This window comes from Micromonospora sp. NPDC005237, assembly GCF_040607775.1.
Taxonomy (GTDB): Bacteria; Actinomycetota; Actinomycetes; order Mycobacteriales; family Micromonosporaceae; genus Micromonospora.
The window spans coordinates 38,426-58,530 of sequence record NZ_JBEXHJ010000005.1 but is presented as its reverse complement, the minus strand read 5'-3'; the positions used below and the strand labels follow the sequence as shown (position 1 = coordinate 58,530).

Genomic DNA, 20,105 nt, shown 5'->3' with positions numbered 1-20,105 from the left:
CCTCAGAGGTACGCGAAAACCAGTGGAGTGGCGGCGCTTGCGCCGCTAGCGTCCTGCCTCAACCTGTCGTCGAGGCGAGGACGTCCCGTTGTACACCCTGTGAGACCTCCCGAGCGCTGATTCGCGCGTCGCGCCTGTGCGCCGCGCTCCTTCTTGCTGCGGACTTCTCACTGGAAACGGTGTACTTCTGTGCTCTCTCAATGGGCCGTCGTGCCCACCTGCCTGCCCATCGTTCGCCGCCGCTGCCACGCGTGCGCGTCCGCGCACCTCCGGCCGAGCGGCAAATTCCGCGTCAACGCCAACCAGAAGCTGATCGACATCTGGCTCCTCGCGCTCTGCACCGGATGCGGGGACACGGTGAAGCTCACGGTCCTGGAGCGGACGACAGTCCGCACCATCCGACCTGAGCTGCTCGACCGGCTGCACGACAACGACCGTCGCCTGATCGCCGAACTGCTTCAGGATCCGGCCGTGCAGGGCCGCAATCGATTCGTCCTGGACTGGGACGGCGCCTGGCGTCTCGACACCAACGGATCGGCGCACCTGGACCGCGAGATGGTCGACGTCTCGGTCCGCTTCGCGGCGCGCATCCCGGTCCGGCCCGCGCGACTGATCGCCGAGGGCTTCGGTCTTTCCCGGGCCGAAGTCGACAGGCTGAGCGAGGAGGGGAAGATTGTTTCGACGGTTCGCCTGAGCGGCAAGCTCTCCGGCGACTTCACCTTCACATTCAAGCGCTGAGCCCGTCCCGGACCACGGGCCTGTCCGGTTTTGTCTGCCGGACAGGCCCTACTCCGGCTCCTGCTCAGAGAGGGCGTCGTCCGGCACGCGGGCGTCGTCGTCAGTCAGCGCGTCCTCCGTCGAGTCGACGAGGTCGGCGAGCCGGCGCTCGGCCTCCCGGACCTCCTCGTCGAGCCTGGGGTTCTCCTCGTCGGGACCCTGCGACATGGGCGACCTCCATCGGACGCGGACCGCCCCCGTGTACCCGGCCTGCCCCGGGGAACACGGAAAGCACTCGCCGGACCCGGCCACCGGGCACTCCAGTCCGGCGATGGTGCGGTATCCGAGCGTCCCGCTGCGCGGTGGCGCCTTGATCACGTGATGCTCACCAGTTCCAGGAAGCCTCCCCGAACTGCTCACCAGCAAGTGATCGAGGACTCCGGATGACGCGCGGCGCGAGCAGGTGGGTGCCTGGAGTGCAGGGGCCGCGACAACTGCCCCCAGCTCGACTGGGCCTCGGCATTCGTGGCAGACGTCGCCTCGGTCATGTTCCAGAAGCAGTGAGCCACGAGCCGGACCGCCATCGTCGACAGCTGCCGGGGAACGCGCTGACGGTCGGGGGTGAGTCGAGCACCGGGCGGGCCGGGGAGCGCACCGGGCGGGAGCCCAGGAGCGTTGCCGGCCCGGCCCGGTGCCGGATCAGCGCTGCTTCAGCTCGCGCCAGGATGGGTGAGTGCCGCGCCAGGCGTCGGCGAGGATGGCCGCCGAGGCCCGGCTGGGGCACTGCTGCACCCGCTCACGACCCGACGCCCCACCGATCTGGGCGCGGACCTCCCAACCTTGCCCGTCAGTACGGATATACACGTCCCGGCGCCCGCGCGGGGTCGTGTCACCGTTCCACCAGTGTTCCTCCACCTTCATTCGCCGACCGTATAGCAATTTTCGTGCTGGGGGTACGGCGCAGGTGAGCATATACCGCCGTAATAGCCGCAACTCAGACACAGTTCCACCTGTGCGGGCGACGGGGAGGGACCGCATCGGCGATTTCTCCCCGTCCTGAGCGATCAATCAGGCCGGCGTCACATACCGCTGAACACGCCGGCGAGGGTGTCTGCCAACGTGTCCTACCCAGAGGGGCGATCCACCCGCTGCGGTGACCTGGATGTCACCCGGAGTGAACGGTGGCGGGAACGCCACCCGCACGGCCGGGTCGAACGGGACTCCGAGTCATGACGGGGCGGCCGGCAGGGCCTACCGGAGGCGGTCGCTCACCCCTGAGCGGTGAGCAGGTAGTCGTCCGCCTCCGGGCTCCACCGTAGGTCGACGGCGCCGCTGGTGGCGGCGGCCTTGCAGAACTGCAGGAAGCTGCGGTAGCCGAGCTTCTTCTCGCTGAAGTCGGGGCGGGCCCGGCGCAGCTGGTTCTTCAGGCCGGAGAGCGCCACCGGGTTGCCGGCGCTGCCGAGGTCGCCCACCACGCCCCGGAGCAGGCCGAAGGCGACCTCCCGGTCGCCGTGCTCGGGCAGGGAGACCTCGGGGTCGCCCTTCGCGGGCCCCTCGCCCAGGTCGATCACGTTGTGCTCGGCGAGATGGCGCAGCAGCTCACCGAAGGTACGAAAGCCGTAGTCGGACTCGCTGAACGTCGGGTCCTTACGCAGCAGGGTGCGCTTGAGCCGGGAGGCGGTCACCTCGCCGCTCGCGCTGCCCTGCAACCCGGCCACCGTCTGGGCCACCTGCACGGCGAGGGCGTCCACGTCCCGGCCGGGCTCCTCACCCACCGGCCGACCCTCGGCCTCCTGCTCGTGTTCCTGCTCGCGCTGCTGCTCCGGCTCGGGCGGGCGCTGGTCGGGGCCGGGCTGCCGGGCCGGGCGACCGCGCCGGCTGCGGGTGGGCGGGATGTCCACACCCTCCAGCCGGTCGTAGTAGAGGAACTCGTCGCACGCCGGGGGCAGCAGCGCCGACGTGGACCCCTCGACCCCGACACCGATGACCCGCTTGTTCAGCTCGCGGAGCTTGTGAACCAGGGGGGTGAAGTCGCTGTCGCCGCTGCAGATGACGAAGGTGGAGATGTAGTCGCGCTCGAACGCCAGCTCGATCGCGTCGACGGCCATCTTGATGTCGGCGGCGTTCTTGCGGGACGCGCCCATGCGCTGCGGGATCTCGATGAGCTCGACGTGGCTACGGGTGAGCATGCGGCGGTCCTCGTCGAAGTACGACCAGTCGGCGTACGCCCGGCGCACCACGACCCGCCCTCGCTCGGCCAGCGCGTCGGCGATCGGCCGGAAGTCGAAGTCCGCGCCGCCACGGTGGTCGCGGGCCCCCAACGCCAGGTTCTCGTAGTCGAGGAAAAGGGCGATCCGGTCTTCTTGATCCACGCGCCTCAGCCTACGCCCGGCGGGCTGGCCGGGGCGCACGCGACGCGCGACACCTCAACTCACCGACCGTCCATTTCTTGCGGCCCAATAGTCGCCTCTTTTCAATCTTCGATTGTCGTCTTGCAGTGCGATGTTCAGTGCTGCATCATGACGATCAATGTCGGGCGTCCGGGGGAACGCCGGGCGGACCTCCACCACCACCCCACCAGGAGGGTCACCGATGTTTCGCAGCATCCTGCCGGCACGGGGACGCCCGGGCCGCCCGGTCGCCACCGCCGTCGCGCTCGCGACCGGCCTCGCCGTGCTGGTCGCCGGGCCCACCGTGGCCGCCGCCGGCCCACCCGGTTCACCCGGCGCACAGCCGGTGGTCACCCGGGCGGCGCTCGATCCGACGCTGGTCGCCGGGCGCGGCGCCGACGTCGACTTCGTCGAACAGGAGGCCGAGAACGCCCGGACCAACGGCGAGGTCATCGGCCCCGACCGGTCCGCCTACACGCTGCCCGCCGAGGCGTCCGGCCGCCGGGCCGTCCGGCTCACCCCCGGCGAGTACGTCGAGTTCGTCCTGCCCAGCACGACCAACGGGATCACCGTGCGGTACAGCATCCCGGACGCGCCCTCCGGCGGCGGGATCACCGCGCCGCTGCGGGTGGCCGTCAACGGCAAGCACGTCCGCACCATGACGCTGACCTCGCAGTACTCGTGGCTCTACAACCAGTACCCGTTCACCAACGACCCGCAGGCCGGGCTGCTGCACCCGGACTGGTGGATCACCGAGTGCCAGTGCGTGCCGTCGGCCACCACGCCGTACCCGAGCATCAGCACGCCGTTTCGGCCCACCCACTTCTACGACGAGCAGCGGCTACTGCTCGGGCGCACCTACCGGGCCGGTGACACGGTCCGGCTCACCGCGCCGGCCGGCAGCGCCGCCGCGTGGACGGTCATCGACCTGCTCGACTCCGAACTGGTCGCACCGCCGCGCGTACGGCTGCTCGCCGCGAACGTGCTGGCGTTCGGCGCCGACCCCACCGGCCGGCGGGACTCCGCCGACGCTCTGGACAAGGCCATCGCCTTCGCCCGGCGCACCCACCTGAAGGTCTACGTTCCGCCGGGGACGTACCAGGTCAACCGGCACATCATCGTCGACGACGTGACCATCGAGGGCGCCGGCAACTGGTACACGGTCTTCAAGGGGCGCGAGGTCGCGCTGTCGACGCCCGCGCCGGACGGCTCGGTGCACACCGGCGTCGGCTTCTACGGTCGCGACGCCGCCGACGGTGGCAGCCGCAACGTCCACCTGTCCGGCTTCGCCATCGAGGGCGACGTACGCGAGCGCATCGACACCGACCAGGTCAACGCCATCGGTGGCGCGATGAGCGACTCCACAGTCGACGGGCTGCACCTGCGGCACACGAAGGCGGGCCTGTGGTTCGACGGCCCGATGCGCAACGTCCGCGTCACCAACACCATCGTCGTCGACCAGATCGCCGACGCGCTCAACTTCCACACCGGCGTGACCGACTCCCTCGTCGCGCACACCTTCGTCCGCAACACGGGTGACGACGGCCTGGCGATGTGGTCGGAGAAGACGGCCAACGCCCGCAACACGTTCGACCACAACACCGTGCAGTCACCGACGCTCGCCAACGGCATCGCCATCTACGGCGGCACCGACACCACCGTCTCCAACAACCTCGTCGCCGACCCGGTCCGCGAGGGCAGCGGGCTGCACGCCGGCGCCCGCTTCGGCGCGGAGCCGTTCGCCGGGTACCTGCGGTTCACCGCCAACACCACCGCCCGCGCCGGCACCTACGAGCTGAACTGGAACATCGGGCTCGGCGCCATCTGGATGTTCGCGCTGGACCGCAGCATCGACGCGAACGTCGAGGTGACCGGCGACGCGTACCTGGACAGCACCTACAACGCGATCATGCTGGTCAGCGACTGGCCGGTGAAGGACCTCTACTCGATCACGAACGTGCGCTTCCGCGACATCCGGGTCGACGGCACCGGCACCTCAGTGCTCAGCGCCCGCTCGGCCGGATCGGCCACGTTCGCCAACGTGGACGCCCGCAACGTGGGAGCGGTCGGCGTGAACAACTGCGGGTCGTTCCACTTCACCCCGGCCGGCTCAGAGTTCACCCTGACCGACCTGGGCGGCAACGACGGCGGCTGGCTCGCCCCGTGGCTGCTGCCCAACACCATCACCTGCGACGACCGACCGCCGGTGGCACCGCCACCGCCTCCGGCCCAGTGGTGAACGCGGTGGGCGGCCCGACCGATCGGGCCGCCCACCGCCGTCACCGCCTCCGGGCGTACGCCAGCGGCACGGTCGTCGGCTGCCCGTCCCAGGCGCCGCTCAGGATGGCGCCCCGGGCCCCGACCGCCCCGGCGGCCGGCCGGCGGACCACGACCAGCTCCACCGCGTCGGTGACGATGGCCGTGTCGTCCTCGTCGACGACCTGCCGGACGGCGCCGATCGCCGGCACGGCCCCGCCGTCGCCGCTGACGTCGATCGCCATCGTCGGCGGTCGCACCTCGCGCCGGCCGTCGACCTCGAAGTACTGCTCCGCCTGACCGGCGCCGGCCAGGATGGCGTGGGTCAGCGCCGCCGCGTAGACCGGGTCGGCGCAGCCGTCGTACACCCACCGGCGGCCGAGCGCCGAGTGGTCGGTCGTGCCGACCAGCCACTCGTCGGCGTCGTCGAGGGGCGCGGCGCGGTAGGTGAGCGGGACCTGGTGGACCGGCCCGTCGGCGGCGGCGACCAGCATGGTCTCGATGCCGACCTCGCCGGCCGGGTCGTCGAAGCGGTACGCCCCCCGACTCACCACGTCGACGCCGGCCGGCCCCTGCCACCAGGGTCGGCCGGGCAGCCAGGTCGTCAGCAGTTCGAGCTTGGTGGGGCGCAGCGTCGCCCGGTGCAGCAGTGCCATGCCGAGGAGCCTAGTCAGAGCCCCGCGCACGGGTTGCCGCCCACTGTGCAGCCCTCCGGCTCCCTTGCCTTCGGCCGACTGTCGCGGACGTCGAACCGGATCGTCCGCGACCCGCCGGCGGGCACGGCCAAGCCGCTGAAGGTGATGGCCTGCCCCTCCTGACGCCAGTCCGCTCCCTCGACGTCGTCGACGCTGCTGCCGTCGGCGAGGGTCACCACCACGACCCACTGCTCCGCGGGCGCGGGGCCCGGGTTGTCGACCACCACCTCCCCCGTGTAGCCGAACAGCCGGCTCGAGTCGGTGTCGTAGCGCGCCACCAGCGGCGGTGGGGGTGGCGGCACCGCCGCCGTCGGCGTACGCGACGGTGTCGCCGACGGGGTGCGGCTCGGACGGGCGGTGGTCGGCGTGACGCTGCGCGACGCTCGCGCCGACGGTGTCGCCTTCGGCTGCGCGGTCGGCGCCGCCGCCGCCATGCTCGGCGGCGTCGTCGTCGGCGTCGAGGTCGGCGTCGGCGCGGCGGAGTGCTCCGGCTCGCCCGGCAGCGTCAGCCACGCCACCAGCCCCGCCACCAGCACGACCCCGGTCAGCCCGGCGACCGCCGCACGGCGCCGACCCCGGGCCGGCGCGGGACCGGACGCGCCGATCACCGGCAGCTCGGTCGTCATCCCCGCCACGCCACGCCGCAGATCGACCTGCTGGAACGCGAGCCAGTCGAGGATGGCCGGCAGGCGCACGGTCAACGCCTGCCGGAGCTGCTGTTCGCGTGGCTCGTGGTGCTCCTCCGACCAGGAGCCGTGCGTCGGGACCTCCCGCACGGTCAACCGGCTGCCCTGCTTGGTGGCGGTGACGGCGCAGGTCAGCTCGGTGAGCCGACCTGCCTCGTCGCAGCGCAACACCAGCAGCTCCGGCACCCGCCGCTCGGTCACCTCGACCTCGACGTCGGCGTCGAAGCCGGGCAGGCCGGCCGTGTGCAGCACCAGCCGGTCCGGCACCCCCTCCACCGTGTCCGCCTCGGCGAACCAGCGGCCCAACAGCTCCCGATCGGTCAGTGCGAGCCAGACCCGGTCGGGTGAGTGGGACAGGTCGACGTGCGCGCCGATCTCGATCACGGCGAGACTCTAACGGGTTGGGCGTCCGGGCCGTTCCGCCCGCCCGGATCGACGACAGGTCGCCTGGTCAGCCCCAGCGGGTCGCCCGCTGTGCCGCCGCCGTCAGCGCGGCCCGGGCGGCGGCGCTGACCTCGACGACCAGTTCGGCCGCCGGTACGTCCCGGGCGAGGGGGTGCGCCTGCCCGGCCCACAGATTCACCACCGAGGCGTCGTCGTCGCGCCGGGCGGCGGCGAGCAGCGGGCGGGTCAGGTGCAGCACCTGCGGGTAGCCGGCCGGCGCGACCGCGTCGTGCGTACGCAGGAAGTCGTTGACCACGCCGCGGGCCCGCTTGCCGGTGTAGGCCCGGGTCAACGCCGTCGGCGCGGCGCTGGCCACCGCTGCGCGGTGCAGGGGTGAGCTGCCCGCCTCCGGGCAGCGCAGGAACATGGTGCCGAGCTGGGCGGCCTGCGCCCCGGCGGCCAGCGCCGCCGCCAGGGCGGGGCCGTCGGCGATGCCACCGGCGGCCACCAACGGCCGGTCGCATTCGGCGGCGGCCAGCCGGAGCAGCGGCAACAGCGCGTAGTCGTCGTCGTCCGGGATCCCGCCCCGGTGCCCACCGGCCTCGGTGCCCTGCACCACGACGGCGTCCACGCCCAGCTCGGCGGCGGCCGTGGCGGCGGCCGGGCGGGTGACGGTGGCCCACACCTCGGTGCCGCGCTCCCGCAGGGCGGCCACCACGGCGCGGTCGGGCAGCCCGAACGCGAAGGACACCACCGGGACCGGGTCCGCGAGAAGCGCGGCCAGCTTCTCCGGGTACGCGTCGTCGCCGCCCACCGGCTCACCCAACCGCACTCCGAGGCGGTCGGCGTACGGGGCGAGCCGCTGCGCGTACGCCCGGATGGCGGCCTCGTCGACCGTGTCGTCGCCGGGCAGGAAGACGTTGACCCCGAACGGCCGGTCGGTACGCGCGCGCACCTCGGCGATGTCGGCGACCAGCCGCGCGGTGTCGATCATGCCGGCGGCCAGGAAGCCCAGCCCGCCGACGGCGGAGACGGCCGACACGAGGGCCGGGGTGGACGGGCCACCGGCCATCGGCGCGGCGACGATCGGGTGGCGCAGCTCGGACAGCACGGACATCCACCCATCCTGCCGCAGCGCGCCGGTCCCCCGGTTCGCGACGCGGTGCCGGCCCGCACACCGTGCCGCGCGCCCGGCCCGCCGTCGTCGGTCAGCGTCGGTCGGTGTGCCGCCGCCACAGCACCCCGGCCACGGCGACGAGTGCCAGCAGCGTCCCGGCGCCGGCGGCCAGCGGCCAGGTCCGACCGCCCCCGATGCCGGCCGCCTGTGCCGCCGGGCGGGCCGGCGGGGGCGACGGCGGGGCCGCCGTGGTGGACTCCGCCGGGTGCGGCGCGGCGGCCGTCGCGGTCGCGGCCGGATACCGCAGGATCGTCGGGCGGCTGCCGGCCGGTTGGTCGGCGGACTCGGAGACGGTGAGCAGGGACCGGCCGTCGCGGCTGTAGGTGATCGACTCGCCCTGCGGCTCGTCGGGCAGCGGCGTGACCCGTGGGGTGCCACCGGTCAGCGCGCCGACCACGTCACCGCCGACCACGTCGTACTCGAACGCGTCGGCGTAGCTCCGCAGCACCACCCGGCGGCCGTCCGGCGCGTTCGCCGCACCGGTGACGACGCCCCGCCCGAGGAACGAGAACGGGTTGCTGGTGGTGCTGGACGGGAGGACCACCCGGCCGACCGAGGCCAGCGGTGTGGTGACCCCCGGCTTCAGCGCGGTGGCCGGCGAGTACACCACGACGGTGCCGCTGCCGCCCTTCGTGATAATCAGCGGCTGGCCGGCCGCGTCGAGCAGCAGCGCCTCGGCGTCGTGCGGATTGTCCGGGTACCTCATCCGGTACAGCACCGGCCGGTCCGCCCCCGGCGCGAGCCGCCACAGCGCGATGGTCTCGCGGTTGCGGTCGTTGTCACCGGTGTCGGCGACCCAGATGGTGCCGTCCCGGCCGAGGGCCAGGTCCTCGGTGTCCCGGGGACGGGAGGGGTAGCTGACCGTCCGCGCCACCGCGCAGCGCCGGTCCAGGAAGAAGATCCGGAGGCGGGCCTCGTCGTCGGCGCCGTCGTTGATCACCACGTACCCGTCGTCGGTGGCGACCATCCCGGAAATCTCGGTAAGCCGGTCGTCGCGGACCTGGCACACGGGCGCCCCCGCCGACGCCGCGCCGGCGGCCGCCGGGCCCGGCGACTGCACCGCGGCCAGCGGCACCGCGCCGGTGAGGAGAGCCGCCAGCGTCGCCGCCGCGCGGACGTGCCGCCCCCGGGTCACCCAGCCGCGTACCCGCATCGCCCGCCTCCTCGCCGCGGCCGTTGTCCGGCCGTCCCGCCCATCCTGGCCGATCGTGACCAGCGGCGGCGACCATCCGCGCGGACCCGACGACATCCGCGCCGCCAACCGGGGGGCTCGCAGGGGGCGGACGCCGGTCCACCGGGACACGAGGTGGACCGGCGTCGGACCCGCTACCTCGTGGACCAGCGCTGCGCGCCGCTGCCGTTGCAGGTCCAGAGCTGGACGGCGGTCCCGTTGGCGGTGCCGGCCGATGCCACATCGACGCACTTGCCGACGCTGGTCAGCACGATCGCCCCGTCGGAGCGGAAGGTGAACCGCTGGGCGGCACCGCCGTTGCAGGTCCAGATCTGCACCCTGGTGCCGTCGGCGCTCGCGCCGCCCTGCACGTCCAGGCAGCGGTCACCGTAGACCCGCAGCTCCCCGGCGGCGGTGCGGGTCCAGCGCTGGTTGGCGGCGCCGTGGCAGTCCCAGATGATGACCGGGGCGCCGGCGGTGGTGCTGACGCCGGAGACGTCCAGGCAGCGCCCCGAGTTCGGGTTGAGCAGACCGACCGGGGTGCCGACCGGCGGTCCGCTCGGCGGGACGAGGCTGCCCGGCACCGATCGCAGTGCGTCGTACCACCGGGCGGCCATCTTGTCGTACCCGCCGGCGTTGGGGTGGACCCCGTCGGCGAGATCGGCGGTGCTCAGGGCCGCGTGCATGTCGACCAGGTGCACCCGGCTGCCCTTCTGCGCCACGATCCCGGGGATCGCCGCGTTGTACGTCTGCACCCGGGCCTGAAGATTCGGGTCGGACTCCGGGATGATGGTGGCGACGAAGAGCTCGACCTCCGGCGCCGTCGCCCTGATCTTGTCGATCAGCGCGGAGAGCCGGGCTGGCGCGTTGGCCAGGTCGTAGTTCTGGTTCACGTCGTTGGTGCCGATGTGCAGCAGGACCGTCTGCGGGGCGGTGGCCCGCAGCCAGCCGACGATGTTGGCGTCGAGCTGGTCGATGCGCCAGCCCGAGTGGCCCTCGTGGTCGTGGTCACCGAGGCTGGCCGGCCCGTTGAACTGCGAGCCGACGAAGTCGACGGTGTAACCGCCGCCGGCCAGCCGCTGCCACAGGTTGATCCGGTACCCACCGGGCACGTTGAACCCGTCGGTGATCGAGTCGCCGAGCGGCATCACGCGTACCCCGCCGTTCGACTCGGCCTGGGCGGGTGCGACCTGGGCCAACGCCAGTACGGCACCCAGGGCGAGCCCGAAGGCCCCGGCGGCGGCCCGTCGTGCGTTCCATCGCATGGTTGATCCCTCTCCTCGCGGGTCGTTCGGGACCGTCGTGGCACGCCGCCCGCCGAAAACGGCTACCACATCCGAACGGATCCATCGATGCTCGGCTATCAGCCGGGTGGGCCGGACCCGGCCCGGCACGGCCGCGAGCCGAACGCCGCGCTGGCTGCGCCGAACGGTTCGCGGGGACCGGCGCCGCCACCGGATCTGTCGTACCCGTAGTCCATGATCGTGTCGTCGTAGCGGCACCGGCACCGGCCGGCGTGCGCACCACCCTGGATTCTTCTCGAAGTGGGAGGCCGTGACGTGACGAACGCCGACGGAGCCGACTGGCGGCGGCGCAGCGTGGTGGCGGTGGTGCCGCCCGCCCGCCCCCGCAAGCTGGCCAAGGTGCCCTTCGTCGAGCTGGCTGACGGCCGGTTGCAGGGCGTGGTCTCCAGCGGGTCGGACGTCGAGCGGGTCTACGTCTCGTCGGTCGCCGCCGGCACCCACGCCTACCAGTGCAGCACCAACAACAACCGGCCCTGCGGCGGCCTGCGCGGCATCCCGTGCAAGCACCTGCACGCGCTCGCCGACGAGGCCGTCCTCCAGTACGGCGTCGACCGGGTGGCCCGCTACCTGCGGGTCGACGTCGGCGACGGGCTGGCCGACGGCAGCGAGCTGCTGTCCCGGCTCGACGGCCAGCCCGAGCCCGCCTCGGCGGCGGTGGTGTTCAGTCGCTTCCTGCGCCACCTCTCCTACCTGGAGCTGCCCGTCAGCGCTGTCGCGCTGCCCGAGCTGCACTGGTTCCCGGCCACCGGGTCCGGCCGCTGATGCGCGGCGCCCAGGTCGCGCGCCTGCATGCGGTCCCGGCCGGGTTGAGCGACGCGCTCGACGTGGTCGCCGGCTTCGACGACGCCCTCGCCGACGGCTTCGGTCGGATCGGCGAACGGGGCGCCGCGGCGCTCGCCGCGCTCGCCGACGCGCTGGCCGGCACCCCACTGGGTGGCCCGGTGACCGCCGCGGTCGACGCGGTCACCGCCGGATCGGTTACCCCGGAGCACCTCGCCGCGCTCGCCGGGGCGCGCTCGGCGCTGCTCGGCGCGGCACACGACGCCCTGCTCGGGCAGCTCGACGAGGCGTTGGGCCGCACCCGGTCGCCGTGGACGACGCCGACCACCGGGCCCTCCGAGACGCCGCCCGCGCTCGCCGGAGCGCGGGCCTGGTGGCACGAGGTGGCGGTCACCGGCTGGCGTGGCGTCGACCACGAGCTGCTCTCCGCCGCCGCCGGGGTGGTCGAGGCCAGCCTGGCCGTGCCGGAGCTGCGCCGGATCGCGGTGCTGCTCGACGGGCTCGCCGCGGAGCTGCGGGCCTGCGTTCCGGTCGCCACCATGGCGCAGGTGCCGGCCCGCCGCTGGGCCGACCTGTGGGCCCGTGGCGTCCTGCTCACCGAGGGCGCACCGCCGACCGGTGAGGCGCCGGCGGTCTCCGGGCGGCTGTTGCCGCTCGGTGTGGACGTGCACAGTCACGACACCGCCGTGCAGGTCCAGCTGCACGCCGTCCTGGAGCCGGCGGACGGCGGGCCGGCGCTGCTGGTCCGCACGGCGGTCGCCGCCGCGAAGGTCGACACGATCGTCGGGCCGGCGATCTGGCGGCTGCTGTCGGCACACCCGCTGCTGCTCACCGCGCTGGCCGAGCGGCGGGCGCTGGTCGTGACCGATCTGCCGCTGCGCGGTGGCGACCTGGGCTGGGTCGATGACCGGGTCCAGCTCGACGAGCCCGCCGACCCGTTCGCCACCGCCCGGGTGCTGTTGCCGGCCGCGAGCACGGCCGCGACCGACCCCCTCGACCGGCACCCGACGGGCATCGCCGAGCCGGTGCTCGTCGAGGGCGCCGCGATCCGCGACGAGGACGGCACGCTCGGCATCGAGGTGGACGGCGAACGGGTCGTGCTGGCCGTCGACCGGCTGCCGGCCGCCGGCCCGCTGACCGGCGACCTGGTCGCCGCCGCGTCGGCCTGCCTGGGCCTCCTACGCTGGGACGACGGCCGCTGGCTGCTCCAGCCGTTGGCGGTCCGGGCGACTGTGAAGCGGCGGACGGTGCAGGCACACAACGGCGACTGGGCGTGCGGCGTCACCGATCCGAAGGTCGCCAAGGAGGAGGCCCGGGCGGGCGACGCCGTGGCCGTGCTGCGCGAGCGCGCGGGACGGTTGCTGCGCCGATGACCGCGCCGATCCCCACCGGCGGGTTCGCCGACGCCAACCGCCGTCAGGTCCTCTACTGGCGGCTGCTGTCCCGCCTCTTCGACCGCGACGAGCAGCCCGGCCTGGAGTCGGCGAGCGTGGCCGTGGTCGACGACCTCGGGCTGCCCGCCGCCCTGCTGGACCCGTCGGTCTCGGTGGACACCATCGTGCAGCGCTTCCCGGCACTCGCGGCAGAGCTGCGCGGCCTGCTCACCTCCGCCGAAGCCCAGCCGCACGACGACCAGCCGCACGACGCCGAGCCAGACACCGTCGACCCGGACGCCGCCGAACCGGACGCCGCCGACCCGGAGGGCACCGGGCCGGTCGGGTCGGAGGGCGACGGCTCCACCTACCGGCCGGGTGCGGCCGAGGTGCGCCGGGCGGCGCTGGTGTCGAAGGTGCTGCTGAACGTGTTCGCCACCGGCTCCGGTCCGGTCAGCGCCACCCAACTGGCCCGCTGGCAGTCCGACGCCGGCTGGTTCGAGCAGGCCCTCGGCTGCGAGCCCGGCGAGCTGCGTCGTCAGGGCGGCGGGCTGGGCGGCACCCTCGCCGGCCTGGAAGGTGACCTGGTCCGGCGGATGCACCTGCGGGAGGTGCTCGCCGATCCCGCGCTGGCCAGCCAGCTGACCCCGAGCATGTCGCTGATCGAGCAGTTGCTGCGCGACAAGGCCAACCTGTCCGGGGTGGCGCTGGCCAACGCGAAGGCCCTGATCCGGCGCTTCGTCGACGAGGTCGCCGAGGTGCTCCGGACGCAGGTGCAACAGACCAGTGTCGGCGCACTGGACCGGTCGGTGCCGCCCAAGCGGGTGTTCCGCAACCTGGACCTCGACCGCACGATCTGGCAGAACCTGACCAACTGGAGCCCGGACGACGAGCGGCTCTACGTCGACCGGCTCTACTACCGGCACACCGCGCGGCGTACCACGCCGTCCCGGCTCATCGTCGTCGTCGACCAGTCCGGCTCGATGGTCGACGCGATGGTCAACTGCACGATCCTCGCCTCGATCTTCGCCGGGCTGCCGAAGGTCGACGTGCACCTCGTCGCGTACGACACCCGGGCACTGGACCTCACCCCGTGGGTGCACGACCCGTTCGAGGTGCTGCTGCGTACCCAGTTGGGCGGCGGCACCGACGGCACGGCGGCGCTGACGCTGGCCCGGCCCAAGATCGCCGAGCCGAAGAACACGGTGCTGGTGTGGATCTCCGACTTCTACGAGGCCAACCACCAGGCGGTCTTCGACGGGCTCCAGGCCGTACACCGTTCCGGCGTCAAGGTCATTCCGGTCGGCTCGGTCAGCAGCTCCGGGCAGCAGAGCGTCAACCCCTGGTTCCGGCAGCGCTTCAAGGACCAGGGCACCCCGGTCATCTCCGGTCACATCCGCAAGCTCGTCGTCGAGCTGAAGAACTTCCTCACCTAGGAGAGCAACCCCTCATGTCCGAGATGCTGCGCGCCCCCGCCGAGGTCACGTACGCCGACGAGCTGGATTTCCTGGAGTCGGTCGACACCGGCCCGAAGCCGTTCTCGTGGCGCCTGAGCCCGCGCATGGTCCGGCTGTTCGTCCTCGGCTCGGAGCGGGCCGACGGCCTGTCCCGGGAGATCCCGCAGAAGTGGTTCGGCGACCGCAGTTTCGTCGAACGGGCCATCGTCACCCTCGCCTCGGACCGGGGTCTGCTGCTGATCGGCGATCCCGGCACCGGCAAGAGCTGGCTGGCCGAGCTGCTGGCCGCCGCGATCTGCCGCAACTCGACCCTGGTCGTGCAGGGCACCGCGGGCACGACGGAGGACCACATCAAGTACTCGTGGAACGTCTCCATGGTGATCGCCAAGGGCCAGTCCCGCGAGTCGATGATCCCCTCACCGATCATGACGGCGATGGAGCGTGGCGTGGTCGGGCGTTTCGAGGAGCTGACCCGCTCCACCAGCGACGTGCAGGACGCCCTGATCTCGATCCTGTCCGAGAAGTACGTCGCCATCCCCGACCTGGACCAGGACAACATCGTCTTCGCCCAACCCGGTTTCTCGATCATCGCGACCGCCAACAGCCGGGACCGGGGCGTCAACGACCTCTCCTCGGCGCTCAAGCGGCGGTTCAACTTCGTGCGGATTCCGGTGGTGACCAACAAGTGCAGCGAGGCGGAGATCGTCCGGTTCCGCACCGAGGAGCTGCTGCGCCGGCACCGCATCGAGTTGGACGTCCCGCCGACCCTCCTGGACATCCTGTTGCAGAGCTTCGCCGACCTGCGCGCCGGCGCCGCCGCCGCGACCAGCGACGACGAGAAGTTGGAGTCGGCGCTGTCCACCGCCGAGCAGATCGGTGTGCTGGAGGACGCCATCCTGCACAGCCAGTTCTTCGGCGACCGTACGCTGCGCGCGGCGACGCTCGCCGGCTCGCTGGTCGGGTCGCTGGCCCGGCGCAGCCCGGAGGACCTGGCGATCCTCAACAAGTACCTGCACGGGGTGGTGGAGCCCCGGGCCCGCAAGGACGACGACGGGTGGGCGGGCTTCCTCGACGGCGGTCGTCAGGCGATCGCGTCCCTGTCGTGACCGCGTCCACCGTCGCCGGCCCGTTCGGCGCGCTCCGCGAGCAGCTCAGCGACGCGGCGGCCGCGTTCGCGGGCTCCGCCGACGCGCTCGGCGCGATCCTCGCCGGCATGGTCGACGACGTCGACCGGGCGCTCGGCGAGCGACTGGAGATCTTCCCGGTCTGCCACCACTCACCGGCCTCCGCGCTGGCCATGGTGCGCCGGCTGCGGGCCAAGCAGCCCCGGGTCATCTACCTGGAGCTGTGCGAAGATCTCCAGCCGCTGCTCGGGGAGCTGCGCAACTGCCGTCTGCCCGTCGCGGTGCAGGCGTTCGCGTCGGAGCTGTCCGGCTTCCCGGCCGACTGGGGGCCGCTCAGTGTCGTCGCGCCGGTCACCGAGGCGTCGGCGGAGTACCAGGCCATCGCGTACGCGCTGGAGACCCCCGGCGTGGAGCTGGTGCTGGTGGACCGCTCCACCGACCACGTCTTCCAGTGGTCGCCGCGCGACCAGCCGACCGGCGGGAGCGGCGCGGCCGGGGCGACCGACGGGGGCGGCGCGGCCGGGGCGACCGACGGGGGCGGCGCGGCCGGGCCGACGGCGACCGGAGAGGAGTCCGGGCTGCACGGCGACGCCGTGGGGGTGGAGATCGGCGACCTGCGGCCCCGGTTCGCGGAGCTGGAGGCGTACCTGCTGCACCACGGCAAGGTGCGGCACTGGTCGGAGTGGTGGGACCAGTACGTGGAACGCCCGCTGGCCGACGCCGACCACGACACCTACCGGCAGGTGATGGTGCTGATCGGCAGCCTGTTCCGGCGGCTGCGCCCGGCCGGGGAGGATCGGCTGGACCGCGACGAGGATCGCGAGCGGTACATGTGGACGCGGATGCGTCAGCACCTCGCCACCTCCGGCGTCGATCCGGCCGACTGCCTCTACGTCTGCGGCGCGTTCCACGCCGCCAGCCGGGTCGAGCAGTTCGGGCTGGGCTCCACCGCGGACGACTTCGAGATCACCCCGCGCACCGACACCCGCTGGCGGTACGGGCTGATCCCGTCCAGCCATTCCGCGATCGAGGCCCAGTTCGGGCTGGCGCCGGGCTCGGTGTCGATCGCGGCGGCGACCTGGACGAAGGCGGTGAGCCGGCACAGGCTGTCCCCGTACCGGCTGGACGGCCAGCGCACCGGAACCAGCCGGGGGCGGCGGGGCCGGACCCCGACGGCGCCCTCCCCCGCCGGGCCGGTCAGCGACCGGCTCACCGGTTTCCTCGCCGCGGCGCCTGACCTGGACGGCCTGGACGAGGCGGAGCTGCGCGGCTGGTGCGTGGACATCGTCCGGCTGGCCCGGCGCAACGGGTACCTGGCCAGCACCGCCGACGCGATCGCCGTCTTCGAGACCTCGGTACTGCTGGCCGGCCTGCGCAACCGGGCCCGGCCCACCCCGTACGACTTCGCCGACGCGGCGGTCACCTGCATCGAGAAGGACGTGGTGCCCGGCCGGCGCGACGTCCGGCGGCTCTGCGAGATCCTGCTGGGCGGCGACCGGATCGGTCAGGTCGGCTACGACGCCCTCCCGCCGCTGGCCCGCGACGTGCTCGATCGGCTCCAGCCCCTCGGCCTGGCCCCGGAGAAGCGGACAGTGCAGCGGGCGCTGCTCGATCTGGCCGCCCAGCCGGAGCTGGGCCGCTGCTCGGACCTGCTGTGGATCCTGCGGCACCTGCTGCCACCGGCCGCGGTCCGCCCGATCATGGGCGAGCGTCGGCTCGGGCACCGTTCGGTCCAGGAGAGCTGGGACCTGGCGCTCGGCCGCCACCAGCGGGCGCTGATCGAGCTGGGCTACGAGGGCGTGACCGTCGAGCAGGTCCTGGAGCAGCGACTGCGGCGGGCGGTACGCGGCCCCGACGCCACCGCCGCGGGTGCGCTGGCCGCCGTCGAGGACGCCATCCGGCTGCTCGACAGCCCTCGTCTGGTCGACGAGTTGGGGGCGCGTGCGGTGGACCTGCTCGCCGCCGAGCGCACCGTCGACGACGCCCCGGACGTGCTGCGCCGCATCCGGCGCCTGCTGGCCCACTACCGGGCCACCGCGCCGACCCTTCCGCCCTGGTGCGCGGCGTTCGTGACCACCGGGTACGCGCACTACTGCACCCTGCTGCCGACCGCCATCGCCGCCGAGGAGACCGGGGTCCGGCAGGTCGGCGCGATGCTCGGCTTCCTGTTCTCCATGGAGGGCCTGGCGCTGTCGCTGGGCTGCGACCGGTCTCAGTTGGAGCTGGCCGTCGGGCAGTCGCACCCGACGGCGCCGGCGAAGGTCGCCCTGCTCTGGGCGGCCCGACACCAGCTCGGCCTGCTGCCGCTGGCCGAACTGCGGGCCCGGTGTGCCGAGCTGCTGGCCAACCCGCTGGTGGTGCCGGCCTTCCCGCAGTATCTGGCCGGGTTCGTGCACGCGCTGGAGCCGGTGCCCGCGCTGGCGCCGTTCGTCGTCGAGACGATGTCCACCGCGTTCGCCCGGCTACCCGACCCGGTGCTGCTGCCATGGCTGCCGTCCCTGATCACGACCCTGCGGGACCAGGGGCCGGAGCTGGTCCCGCTGCTGATCCGCGAGGCGGGGCGCACCTTCCCGGAGGCGCTGCCGGAGCTGGATTCCTGGGTGCCGCCGTGGGTCGCGTCCCCGCCGCCGCCGGGAGTGGGTGCGCAGGAGGTGGGCGACGAGCGCGCCGTCGTCGCGCCACGGGGTCGGGTGGGCGTCCTGGTCGCCGCGCATCCGGAGGCGGTCGACGCGATCGCCGCTCTGCTCGGACACGACGGCGGGTGGCTGCCGGTCACCGACGCTCCCGCCGACCCGGGCGGCGCGGCCGCGCTGGTGGCGAAGCATCCCGACACGGTCGAGGCCGTCCTCGCGCGAGTGCTGGGCCAGGCGTGAGCGCGACCACGGCGGGTAGGCAGCGGCCCGGCGGCATGTCGACACCCGTCGGGCAGGAGGCTCTCGATGAGCACGTTCCGGGATGATCAGGGCGAACCGATTCCTCCGCCGGAGGCGGACGCCGCCGAGCAGCGACAGGACGCGTTCGATGTCGGGCCGCCGGACCGGGTGTCCGGCGACGTCGACCCGGAGGCGTCCGAGGCCGACCTGGCCGAGCAGGGCGCCCTTCCGGCCGGCACGCTTGAGGAGGTCACGTCGCTCCCGGCGGAGGCCAACCCGGCGGACGCCCTCGAACAGCGTCAGGAGATCCCCGCGCGCGACGAGGGTCGCCGCACCTGACCACGCCGGTCGTGGCCCGACCGGGCCGCGACCGGCGGGCGGATCGAATCCGTTCCCGCCGGGTCAGCCGGCGACGACCTGCCACAGCAGGAACGCGTTGAGGGCGACGACCAGGACGGCCACCAGGGCCGCGGCGGCGGTGGTGAGCGGGTGGTTGACCAGGTTGCCCATGAGGTCGCGGCGGCGGGTGAAGGCGACCACCGGGATCAGCGCGAACGGGATGCCGAAGCTGAGGATGACCTGCGACAACACCAGGGCGCGGGTGGGGTCGAGGCCGATGGCGAGCACGGCCAGCGCGGGTGCCAGGGTGACCAGCCGACGCAGCAGCAGCGGGACCCGGCGGCGCAGGAAACCCTGCATGATCACCTCGCCGGCGTAGGTGCCGACGCTCGTGGAGGCGAGCCCGGAGACCAGCAGGGCGACCGCGAACCCGAACGCGGCGGCGGTACCGATGCTCTGGCCGAGGCCGGCGTGCACCCCCTCCAGACTATCGGCGCCCACCGGGCCGCCGCCCCGGAAGCTGGCCGCGGCGATCAGCAGCATGGCGAGGTTGACCGCGCCGGCCGCCGTCAGGGCCAGCAGCACGTCGGTGCGCTGGCCACGGAAGAGGGTACGGCGCTCGGCGTCGTCGGTCGCGGGGATGCGGTCGCGGGTCAGCGCGGAGTGCACGTAGATGACGTGCGGCATGACTGTGGCGCCGAGGATTCCGGCGGCCAGCAGCACGCTGTCGGTGCCCTGGAGCCGGGGCACCAGGCCGGCCACGGCGGAGCCCGGATCGGAGCCGGCGGCGAGCAGGTTGGCCGCGAAGGCCAGGACGATGACGCCCAGCAGCACGGCGATGGCGATCTCGAACGCGCGGAACCCGCGCGAGCGCAGGGCGAGCACGACGAAGGCGGCGGCGCCGATGATGATCCCGCCGGGTAGCAGCGGGATGCCGAAGAGCAGGTACAGGGCGACCGCGCCACCGATCACCTCGGCCAGGTCGGTGGCCATCGCGACGAGTTCGGCCTGCACCCACATCATCCGGTTCACCGGGCGGGGCAGGCGCTCGCGGCACAGCTCGGGCAGGCTGCGGCCGGTGGCCAGGCCCAGCTTGGCGGTGAGGGTCTGCACCAGCATGGCCATCAGGTTGGCCACGACCACGACCCAGACGAGCAGGTAGCCGTAGCGGGCGCCGGCAGCCGAGTTGGTGGCGAAGTTGCCCGGGTCGACGTACGCGACGGCGGCGACGAACGCCGGGCCGAGCAGGATCAACCGCCCGCGTACCCGGCCCCGGGCGCGAGCGACCTGCAACGGCGTCGCCCTCGTCGTCGTGAGTTCGTTGGTGACCATCGAGCACCTCCCCCTCCGCACGGATCGCGTGCCGGTTCCCTTCCCGG

The 20,105-nt window shown here is 73.3% G+C and carries 17 protein-coding genes; 8 read left to right on the top strand and 9 right to left on the bottom strand.

Going from position 1 to position 20,105, the window contains the following annotated elements:
- Positions 1 to 210 precede the first annotated feature (210 nt).
- Positions 211 to 738, top strand: coding sequence for a DUF1062 domain-containing protein (locus ABZT87_RS15100; protein WP_355136011.1), 528 nt, complete (start codon positions 211 to 213; stop codon positions 736 to 738).
- Between the two features lie 48 nt (positions 739 to 786).
- Here ABZT87_RS15100 and ABZT87_RS15095 read toward each other — a convergent pair whose 3' ends face one another.
- The 3 genes from ABZT87_RS15095 to ABZT87_RS15085 all read right to left on the bottom strand — a co-directional run bounded on the left by ABZT87_RS15095 (position 787) and on the right by ABZT87_RS15085 (position 3,089).
- Complete coding sequence (locus ABZT87_RS15095) at positions 787 to 945, bottom strand: hypothetical protein (protein ID WP_354855062.1); 159 nt, start codon at positions 943 to 945, stop codon at positions 787 to 789.
- 471 nt (positions 946 to 1,416) lie between these two features.
- Positions 1,417 to 1,638 (bottom strand): hypothetical protein, encoded by a 222-nt coding sequence (locus ABZT87_RS15090; protein ID WP_030335934.1) that lies wholly within the window; start codon positions 1,636 to 1,638, stop codon positions 1,417 to 1,419.
- A gap of 347 nt (positions 1,639 to 1,985) precedes the next feature.
- Positions 1,986 to 3,089 carry an NYN domain-containing protein gene (locus ABZT87_RS15085; protein WP_354855061.1) on the bottom strand — a complete coding sequence of 368 codons (1,104 nt, stop codon included), beginning with the start codon at positions 3,087 to 3,089 and terminating at the stop codon, positions 1,986 to 1,988.
- 220 nt (positions 3,090 to 3,309) lie between these two features.
- Here ABZT87_RS15085 and ABZT87_RS15080 point away from each other — a divergent pair, with 220 nt between their 5' ends.
- Positions 3,310 to 5,346, top strand: coding sequence for a glycosyl hydrolase family 28-related protein (locus ABZT87_RS15080; RefSeq protein WP_355136009.1), 2,037 nt, complete (start codon positions 3,310 to 3,312; stop codon positions 5,344 to 5,346).
- Between the two features lie 40 nt (positions 5,347 to 5,386).
- On the opposite strand, the gene ABZT87_RS15075 is transcribed toward ABZT87_RS15080, so the two are convergent.
- The 5 genes from ABZT87_RS15075 to ABZT87_RS15055 all read right to left on the bottom strand — a co-directional run bounded on the left by ABZT87_RS15075 (position 5,387) and on the right by ABZT87_RS15055 (position 10,741).
- Entirely contained in the window at positions 5,387 to 6,019 is a 633-nt protein-coding gene (locus ABZT87_RS15075; protein WP_355136007.1) for a hypothetical protein, read from the bottom strand.
- Positions 6,020 to 6,033: 14 nt separating this feature from the next.
- On the bottom strand, positions 6,034 to 7,128 hold the full coding sequence (locus ABZT87_RS15070) for an SRPBCC domain-containing protein (protein WP_355136005.1): 1,095 nt from the start codon (positions 7,126 to 7,128) through the stop codon (positions 6,034 to 6,036).
- 67 nt (positions 7,129 to 7,195) lie between these two features.
- Positions 7,196 to 8,245, bottom strand: a complete 1,050-nt coding sequence (locus ABZT87_RS15065; RefSeq protein ID WP_355136003.1) for a nitronate monooxygenase — start codon at positions 8,243 to 8,245, stop codon at positions 7,196 to 7,198.
- Positions 8,246 to 8,336: 91 nt separating this feature from the next.
- On the bottom strand, positions 8,337 to 9,458 hold the full coding sequence (locus ABZT87_RS15060) for a hypothetical protein (RefSeq protein WP_355136001.1): 1,122 nt from the start codon (positions 9,456 to 9,458) through the stop codon (positions 8,337 to 8,339).
- 173 nt (positions 9,459 to 9,631) lie between these two features.
- Entirely contained in the window at positions 9,632 to 10,741 is a 1,110-nt protein-coding gene (locus ABZT87_RS15055) for a lectin (protein WP_355135999.1), read from the bottom strand.
- 333 nt (positions 10,742 to 11,074) lie between these two features.
- Between ABZT87_RS15055 and ABZT87_RS15050 the strand changes: the two genes are divergently transcribed.
- From ABZT87_RS15050 to ABZT87_RS15025, 6 genes are all read left to right on the top strand, one after another.
- Positions 11,075 to 11,542: a hypothetical protein gene (locus tag ABZT87_RS15050; protein ID WP_355136476.1), complete on the top strand. Its 468-nt coding sequence runs from the start codon at positions 11,075 to 11,077 to the stop codon at positions 11,540 to 11,542.
- Positions 11,542 to 12,933: a hypothetical protein gene (locus ABZT87_RS15045; RefSeq protein WP_355135997.1), complete on the top strand. Its 1,392-nt coding sequence runs from the start codon at positions 11,542 to 11,544 to the stop codon at positions 12,931 to 12,933. The genes ABZT87_RS15050 and ABZT87_RS15045 overlap by 1 nt, the downstream gene beginning before the upstream one ends.
- The gene (locus ABZT87_RS15040; RefSeq protein ID WP_355135995.1) at positions 12,930 to 14,369 is read left to right on the top strand and encodes a VWA domain-containing protein; all 1,440 of its coding nucleotides are present in this window, start codon (positions 12,930 to 12,932) and stop codon (positions 14,367 to 14,369) included. Before ABZT87_RS15045 ends, ABZT87_RS15040 begins: the two co-directional genes overlap by 4 nt.
- A gap of 14 nt (positions 14,370 to 14,383) precedes the next feature.
- Positions 14,384 to 15,496 carry an AAA family ATPase gene (locus ABZT87_RS15035; protein ID WP_355135993.1) on the top strand — a complete coding sequence of 371 codons (1,113 nt, stop codon included), beginning with the start codon at positions 14,384 to 14,386 and terminating at the stop codon, positions 15,494 to 15,496.
- Positions 15,493 to 18,387 (top strand): hypothetical protein, encoded by a 2,895-nt coding sequence (locus tag ABZT87_RS15030; RefSeq protein WP_355135991.1) that lies wholly within the window; start codon positions 15,493 to 15,495, stop codon positions 18,385 to 18,387. Before ABZT87_RS15035 ends, ABZT87_RS15030 begins: the two co-directional genes overlap by 4 nt.
- A 66-nt stretch (positions 18,388 to 18,453) precedes the next feature.
- Positions 18,454 to 18,726: a hypothetical protein gene (locus tag ABZT87_RS15025; RefSeq protein WP_355135989.1), complete on the top strand. Its 273-nt coding sequence runs from the start codon at positions 18,454 to 18,456 to the stop codon at positions 18,724 to 18,726.
- Between the two features lie 63 nt (positions 18,727 to 18,789).
- Here the strand turns inward: ABZT87_RS15025 and ABZT87_RS15020 are convergent, their stop codons facing one another.
- Entirely contained in the window at positions 18,790 to 20,058 is a 1,269-nt protein-coding gene (locus ABZT87_RS15020) for an Nramp family divalent metal transporter (protein ID WP_355135987.1), read from the bottom strand.
- Between the last annotated feature and the right edge of the window lie 47 nt (positions 20,059 to 20,105).

Coding starts and splice junctions, on each gene's coding strand:
- ABZT87_RS15095 (WP_354855062.1), bottom strand. CDS start 945: ATGTCGCAGGGTCCCGACGAGGAGAACCCCAGGCTCGACGAGGAGGTC.
- ABZT87_RS15090 (WP_030335934.1), bottom strand. CDS start 1,638: ATGAAGGTGGAGGAACACTGGTGGAACGGTGACACGACCCCGCGCGGG.
- ABZT87_RS15080 (WP_355136009.1), top strand. CDS start 3,310: ATGTTTCGCAGCATCCTGCCGGCACGGGGACGCCCGGGCCGCCCGGTC.
- ABZT87_RS15075 (WP_355136007.1), bottom strand. CDS start 6,019: ATGGCACTGCTGCACCGGGCGACGCTGCGCCCCACCAAGCTCGAACTG.
- ABZT87_RS15065 (WP_355136003.1), bottom strand. CDS start 8,245: ATGTCCGTGCTGTCCGAGCTGCGCCACCCGATCGTCGCCGCGCCGATG.
- ABZT87_RS15060 (WP_355136001.1), bottom strand. CDS start 9,458: ATGCGGGTACGCGGCTGGGTGACCCGGGGGCGGCACGTCCGCGCGGCG.
- ABZT87_RS15055 (WP_355135999.1), bottom strand. CDS start 10,741: ATGCGATGGAACGCACGACGGGCCGCCGCCGGGGCCTTCGGGCTCGCC.
- ABZT87_RS15045 (WP_355135997.1), top strand. CDS start 11,542: ATGCGCGGCGCCCAGGTCGCGCGCCTGCATGCGGTCCCGGCCGGGTTG.
- ABZT87_RS15040 (WP_355135995.1), top strand. CDS start 12,930: ATGACCGCGCCGATCCCCACCGGCGGGTTCGCCGACGCCAACCGCCGT.
- ABZT87_RS15035 (WP_355135993.1), top strand. CDS start 14,384: ATGTCCGAGATGCTGCGCGCCCCCGCCGAGGTCACGTACGCCGACGAG.
- ABZT87_RS15025 (WP_355135989.1), top strand. CDS start 18,454: ATGAGCACGTTCCGGGATGATCAGGGCGAACCGATTCCTCCGCCGGAG.
- ABZT87_RS15020 (WP_355135987.1), bottom strand. CDS start 20,058: ATGGTCACCAACGAACTCACGACGACGAGGGCGACGCCGTTGCAGGTC.